Origin of the sequence: Pseudomonas caspiana (genome assembly GCF_002158995.1) — a bacterium.
Lineage (GTDB): Bacteria > Pseudomonadota > Gammaproteobacteria > Pseudomonadales > Pseudomonadaceae > Aquipseudomonas > Aquipseudomonas caspiana.
Genome location: NZ_LOHF01000033.1, coordinates 45,507 through 48,723 on the forward strand (window position 1 = coordinate 45,507; position 3,217 = coordinate 48,723).

The 3,217-nt window shown below is 51.5% G+C and carries 1 tRNA gene and 1 rRNA gene; both read right to left on the reverse strand.

Features of this window, described 5'->3' with window-relative positions:
- Positions 1-15: 15 nt before the first annotated feature.
- Positions 16-2,909, reverse strand: a 23S ribosomal RNA gene (locus tag AUC60_RS25385).
- Positions 2,910-3,137: 228 nt separating this feature from the next.
- Positions 3,138-3,213: transfer RNA gene (locus AUC60_RS25390), tRNA-Ala, on the reverse strand.
- Between the last annotated feature and the right edge of the window lie 4 nt (positions 3,214-3,217).

A 3,217-nucleotide genomic window follows, 5' to 3' on the forward strand; every position in this document is an offset into this window, starting at 1 on the left:
TTGCTTGGGTGTTATATGGTCAAGCCTCACGGGCAATTAGTATGGGTTAGCTCAACGCCTCACAGCGCTTACACACCCCACCTATCAACGTCGTAGTCTTCGACGGCCCTTCAGGGAACTCAAGGTTCCAGTGAGATCTCATCTTGAGGCAAGTTTCCCGCTTAGATGCTTTCAGCGGTTATCTTTTCCGAACATAGCTACCCGGCAATGCCACTGGCGTGACAACCGGAACACCAGAGGTTCGTCCACTCCGGTCCTCTCGTACTAGGAGCAGCCCCTCTCAAATCTCAAACGTCCACGGCAGATAGGGACCGAACTGTCTCACGACGTTCTAAACCCAGCTCGCGTACCACTTTAAATGGCGAACAGCCATACCCTTGGGACCGGCTTCAGCCCCAGGATGTGATGAGCCGACATCGAGGTGCCAAACACCGCCGTCGATATGAACTCTTGGGCGGTATCAGCCTGTTATCCCCGGAGTACCTTTTATCCGTTGAGCGATGGCCCTTCCATACAGAACCACCGGATCACTAAGACCTACTTTCGTACCTGCTCGACGTGTCTGTCTCGCAGTCAAGCGCGCTTTTGCCTTTATACTCTACGACCGATTTCCGACCGGTCTGAGCGCACCTTCGTACTCCTCCGTTACTCTTTAGGAGGAGACCGCCCCAGTCAAACTACCCACCATACACTGTCCTCGATCCGGATAACGGACCTGAGTTAGAACCTCAAAGTTGCCAGGGTGGTATTTCAAGGATGGCTCCACGCAGACTGGCGTCCACGCTTCAAAGCCTCCCACCTATCCTACACAAGCAAATTCAAAGTCCAGTGCAAAGCTATAGTAAAGGTTCACGGGGTCTTTCCGTCTAGCCGCGGATACACTGCATCTTCACAGCGATTTCAATTTCACTGAGTCTCGGGTGGAGACAGCGCCGCCATCGTTACGCCATTCGTGCAGGTCGGAACTTACCCGACAAGGAATTTCGCTACCTTAGGACCGTTATAGTTACGGCCGCCGTTTACCGGGGCTTCGATCAAGAGCTTCGCGTTAGCTAACCCCATCAATTAACCTTCCGGCACCGGGCAGGCGTCACACCCTATACGTCCACTTTCGTGTTTGCAGAGTGCTGTGTTTTTAATAAACAGTCGCAGCGGCCTGGTATCTTCGACCGGCATGAGCTTACGGAGCAAGTCCTTCACCCTCACCGGCGCACCTTCTCCCGAAGTTACGGTGCCATTTTGCCTAGTTCCTTCACCCGAGTTCTCTCAAGCGCCTTGGTATTCTCTACCCAACCACCTGTGTCGGTTTGGGGTACGGTTCCTGGTTACCTGAAGCTTAGAAGCTTTTCTTGGAAGCATGGCATCAACCACTTCGTGTTCTAAAAGAACACTCGTCATCAGCTCTCGGCCTTAGAATCCCGGATTTACCTAAGATTCCAGCCTACCACCTTAAACTTGGACAACCAACGCCAAGCTGGCCTAGCCTTCTCCGTCCCTCCATCGCAATAACCAGAAGTACAGGAATATTAACCTGTTTTCCATCGACTACGCTTTTCAGCCTCGCCTTAGGGACCGACTAACCCTGCGTCGATTAACGTTGCGCAGGAAACCTTGGTCTTTCGGCGTGGGTGTTTTTCACACCCATTGTCGTTACTCATGTCAGCATTCGCACTTCTGATACCTCCAGCAAGCTTCTCAACTCACCTTCACAGGCTTACAGAACGCTCCTCTACCGCATCATCAAAAGATGATACCCGTAGCTTCGGTACCTGGTTTGAGCCCCGTTACATCTTCCGCGCAGGCCGACTCGACTAGTGAGCTATTACGCTTTCTTTAAAGGGTGGCTGCTTCTAAGCCAACCTCCTAGCTGTCTAAGCCTTCCCACATCGTTTCCCACTTAACCAGGATTTTGGGACCTTAGCTGACGGTCTGGGTTGTTTCCCTTTTCACGACGGACGTTAGCACCCGCCGTGTGTCTCCCATGCTCGGCACTTGTAGGTATTCGGAGTTTGCATCGGTTTGGTAAGTCGGGATGACCCCCTAGCCGAAACAGTGCTCTACCCCCTACAGTGATACATGAGGCGCTACCTAAATAGCTTTCGAGGAGAACCAGCTATCTCCGAGCTTGATTAGCCTTTCACTCCGATCCACAGGTCATCCGCTAACTTTTCAACGGTAGTCGGTTCGGTCCTCCAGTTAGTGTTACCCAACCTTCAACCTGCCCATGGATAGATCGCCCGGTTTCGGGTCTATTCCCAGCGACTAGACGCCCTATTAAGACTCGCTTTCGCTACGCCTCCCCTATTCGGTTAAGCTCGCCACTGAAAATAAGTCGCTGACCCATTATACAAAAGGTACGCAGTCACCTAACAAAGTAGGCTCCCACTGCTTGTACGCATACGGTTTCAGGATCTATTTCACTCCCCTCTCCGGGGTTCTTTTCGCCTTTCCCTCACGGTACTAGTTCACTATCGGTCAGTCAGTAGTATTTAGCCTTGGAGGATGGTCCCCCCATGTTCAGACAAGGTTTCTCGTGCCCCGTCCTACTCGATTTCATGACAAAGAGATTTTCGCGTACAGGGCTATCACCCACTATGGCCGCACTTTCCAGAGCGTTCCGCTAATCTCAAAGCCACTTAAGGGCTGGTCCCCGTTCGCTCGCCACTACTAAGGGAATCTCGGTTGATTTCTTTTCCTCAGGGTACTTAGATGTTTCAGTTCCCCTGGTTCGCTCCATACACCTATGTATTCAGTGTAAGGTAACTGTCTTATGACAGCTGGGTTCCCCCATTCAGACATCTCCGGATCACAGTCTGTTTGCCGACTCCCCGAAGCTTTTCGCAGGCTACCACGTCTTTCATCGCCTCTGACTGCCAAGGCATCCACCGTATGCGCTTCTTCACTTGACCATATAACCCCAAGCAATCTGGTTATACTGTGAAGACGACATTCGCCGAAAGTTTGTTCTCACAAACTTTACCTTAGCCTGGACACGCACCAGTGAAAGAGGTGCCCAGTCTATATTTCTATCACATACCCAAATTTTTAAAGAACGATCTAATCAAAGACTAGAAATCAACACTCACCATCAAACCGATGGAGTGCTCATTTCTAAGCTTTCAAACAGAAGCAGTAAGTGGTGGAGCCAAGCGGGATCGAACCGCTGACCTCCTGCGTGCAAGGCAGGCGCTCTCCCAGCTGAGCTATGGCCCCGTAT